General features: G+C 45.6%; 4 protein-coding genes. 2 read left to right on the top strand and 2 right to left on the bottom strand.

Annotation, left to right across the window (positions count from 1 at the left end; all coding sequences use genetic code 11):
* Positions 1-105: 105 nt before the first annotated feature.
* Entirely contained in the window at positions 106-270 is a 165-nt protein-coding gene (locus tag QUB10_RS03695) for a hypothetical protein (protein WP_333199887.1), read from the bottom strand.
* Here QUB10_RS03695 and QUB10_RS03690 point away from each other — a divergent pair.
* Entirely contained in the window at positions 230-1,435 is a 1,206-nt protein-coding gene (locus QUB10_RS03690) for an aldo/keto reductase (RefSeq protein ID WP_445300753.1), read from the top strand. The genes QUB10_RS03695 and QUB10_RS03690 overlap by 41 nt on opposite strands.
* Positions 1,436-1,649: 214 nt before the next feature.
* Positions 1,650-2,405 carry a Fe-Mn family superoxide dismutase gene (locus QUB10_RS03685; protein ID WP_333199652.1) on the top strand — a complete coding sequence of 252 codons (756 nt, stop codon included), beginning with the start codon at positions 1,650-1,652 and terminating at the stop codon, positions 2,403-2,405.
* 66 nt (positions 2,406-2,471) lie between these two features.
* Here QUB10_RS03685 and rsmG read toward each other — a convergent pair whose 3' ends face one another.
* Positions 2,472-3,215, bottom strand: a complete 744-nt coding sequence (gene rsmG, locus QUB10_RS03680) for a 16S rRNA (guanine(527)-N(7))-methyltransferase RsmG (protein ID WP_333199650.1) — start codon at positions 3,213-3,215, stop codon at positions 2,472-2,474.
* Between the last annotated feature and the right edge of the window lie 157 nt (positions 3,216-3,372).

Here is a 3,372-nt window from a genome sequence, read left to right as displayed (position 1 = left end):
CCTGTTCAGGAAAATGCTGCAATATGCGATTTACAACCCGCAAAAACACCAAAAACAAGGTTTCTTACCCTATAGCAACCGCCAAGACTCTTAAGAAGTTCTTAATCAGTGAAACCCTTGCGATTGTTCAGTCTTCCTTCTTCCTTCTCCATTCTTCCTGACATCCGTTACATCCGTTACATAATCCGTTGCCGAACTTCCTTCATCTATAGCTTTGACTTTGATTATGATGATGCAATATCGCAGATTCGGTCGCACAGAATTATCCATGCCCGTCTTTTCCTGCGGTGGCATGAGATATCAGTATAAATGGCAAGACGTGCCAGCCAATGAAATTCCCCCAGACAATCAACAAAATCTAGAAGCGACGATTCGCTACTCGGTTGAATGCGGCATCAATCACATAGAAACTGCTCGCGGTTACGGCACTTCCGAGATGCAATTGGGGTTAATTTTGCCGAACTTTCCCCGCGAAAAGTTGATAGTGCAAACGAAAGTTAGCCCCCAACCAAACTCCCAAGAGTTCCGCGAAGAATTTGAAGAATCCTTAGCTTATTTGCAACTGGAATACGTGGATTTACTGTCGCTACATGGCATTAATACATGGGAATTGCTAGAGGAGTCTATTCGTCCGGGCGGCTGCATGGATGTGGCGAGAAAGTTGCAAGCAGAAGGGAAAGTTAAGTTTATTGGTTTCTCAACTCACGGCCCGACGGATGTGATTGTCAAAACAATTGAAACTAATCAATTTGATTATCTTAACTTGCACTGGTACTACATCAATCAAAGTAATTGGCAGGCTATTGAAGCTGCTAAACGTCACGATATGGGCGTTTTTATTATCAGTCCTTCTGACAAAGGCGGTCAACTTTACAGCCCGCCGCAAAAATTGATAGACTTGTGCTATCCGTTGAGTCCGATGGTGTTTAATGATTTGTTTTGTTTGTCGCATCCGCAAGTACATACTTTAAGTTTGGGCGCAGCAAAACCTGAAGATTTTAACGAGCATCTTAAAGCTGTAGAATTGTTAGATAGAGCCGATGAAATTTTGCCTCCGATATTAGAAAAGTTAGAAAAAGCAGCAATTGATAAATTAGGAGAAGATTGGTTTAACACTTGGCACGTCGGTTTACCAACTATCGAAAATACTCCCGGAGGTATTAATATTTATGTGATTCTGTGGCTGTGGAATTTGGCGCAGGCTTACGATACGATCGACTATTGCAAGATGCGCTACAACCTTTTAGGTAATGCCAGTCACTGGTTCCCAGGCCAAAAAGCCGTAGCTTGCGGGGCGGAACGCCATCGCCTCGATGAATTAGACTTGCGCCGCTGCCTAGCCCACAGTCCCCACGCTGCTAAAATTCCCGGTATTCTCCAAGCAGCCGATCGGCTTTTTGGAGGCGAAGCCATCCAGCGTTTGTCCCAAGAATAATCTAAAAAAAAACCCGGTTTCGAGACAGAAACCGGGTTGGTGAACCGGAGCACGTGAGTTAGTTACGCGCATACAATTAGCCTATACTTGAGAAACTCTCATAACCATCCCCCATCCGTCTCATCCATTCGGGCGATACAACTTTTTTTTCAACTCACTCCCATTTTGCTTTAATTTGAGATAAAACAGTTAATAATTCACTTAGGTACTTTTTATGACTCTTAAACGCCGAGATTTCTTGTATTTGCTGACGGCCAGTGTCGGAGCTATTACCGCAGGTGCTTGCCAAGCGTCAGGAAATAATGTATCGCCAGCAAGTCCAATTGCAGAAAGCCCAAAAATAGCCCAAACTCCGGGGCCTTTTACACTGCCACCTCTGCCCTACGAATACAATGCTTTAGAACCGCATATCGATGCGCGGACAATGCAATTTCACCACGACAAACACCACGCCGCTTACATTAAAAACCTCAACGAGGCTATCAGCAAATACCCGCAACTAAAAAACGTGAGTGCGGAAAATATGCTGCGAGACTTGAGTAAAGTGCCGGAAGATATTCGCACGGCTGTTCGCAATAACGGCGGCGCACACTTAAATCACAATATGTATTGGAAAATCATGAGTCCCAATGGTGGTGGCGAACCCACAGGGGCAATTGCCACAGCAATTAAGCAAACTTTCGGCAGTTTTGACGCTTTTAAAGAAAAATTCAATGATGCAGGTACAAAGCGTTTTGGCAGTGGTTGGGTTTGGCTAGTCCGCACAAAAGCCGGCAAACTTGAGATTGCAACTACTCCCAATCAAGACACTCCTTTCATGCAGGGAAATTATCCAATTATGGGCAACGATGTTTGGGAACACGCTTATTATCTCAAGTACCAAAACTTGCGCGGCGACTATTTGAAAGCTTGGTGGAATGTGGTTAACTGGGCGGAAATTAACCAGCGCTACGAAAAGGCGATCGGGTAGTTTTCAATTAGATGAAATACAGGACACGGCCGATGAAATACAGGACACGGCAGTGCCGTGTCCCTACTAGCGCACGGGACGCTCGAACTGCTGTACAACTTTCCGCAAGTAAACACAGTGCCGCGCCCCTTGACTCGTCGGCGTTGTGAATGCTTCGACTGACTCAACTGTGCCGCCCAAATGCTCGATCGCCCTTTGCAACTCCGTCTCTTCCTCCACCGTCCAATTCCCACGGTAAAGTACCGCCAAACCGCCATTTTTTAGCAGAGGCAGCGCGCATTTAGCGCAGAGAGAAGCGGCTCCAACTGCTCTGAGAACGGCTAAATCATAAGCTTGTTTGTGCTGTGGCGCTCTGGCAATTTCATCGGCTCTGCCCAACAAAGTCGCCGCATTTTCTATCCCTAAAGACGGCACAACTGTTTCCAAAAAAGTAATTTTTTTGCGGGTAGAATCGAGCAAAGTAACTGATAGTTGTGGCAGGGCGATCGCGATCGGCAGGCCCGGAAAACCCCCACCTGTCCCGATATCGATCGCTTTCTGCACCGACTCGGCGGACAATTCGGGATTTTCCGCCGAATTATGATTAGCTGGCAGCAGTCTCGCAATTCCCCGCAGAGAATCCCACAAATGTTTTTCCCAAAACTCCATCGGCTCAGTAATTCGAGTTAAATTCAAGGAGCGATTTCCCTCTACAATTAACTCATAAAGCCTCTGAAATTGTTGTTGCTGCGACTCATCCGGCTGCCAATTCAGCGTTTTTTGCCACAACTCGTTCATCTGGGGCAACACAGGCATTGTAATCTGATTCATCTTCTCTTCCCACTCTTTTGTAAGCTCTGCAAATTCTCTGCACTTAAAAATGCTTCATAATGCGATAGACCCGCCCGCACTAACTAATGACTAATGACTAATGACTAATGACTAATGACTAATGACTAATGACTAATGACTAATGACTAATGACTAA

Source organism: Microcoleus sp. B5-D4 (assembly GCF_036705145.1).
Classification (GTDB): domain Bacteria; phylum Cyanobacteriota; class Cyanobacteriia; order Cyanobacteriales; family Microcoleaceae; genus Microcoleus.
This window is presented reverse-complemented; position numbering and strand designations above follow the sequence as displayed.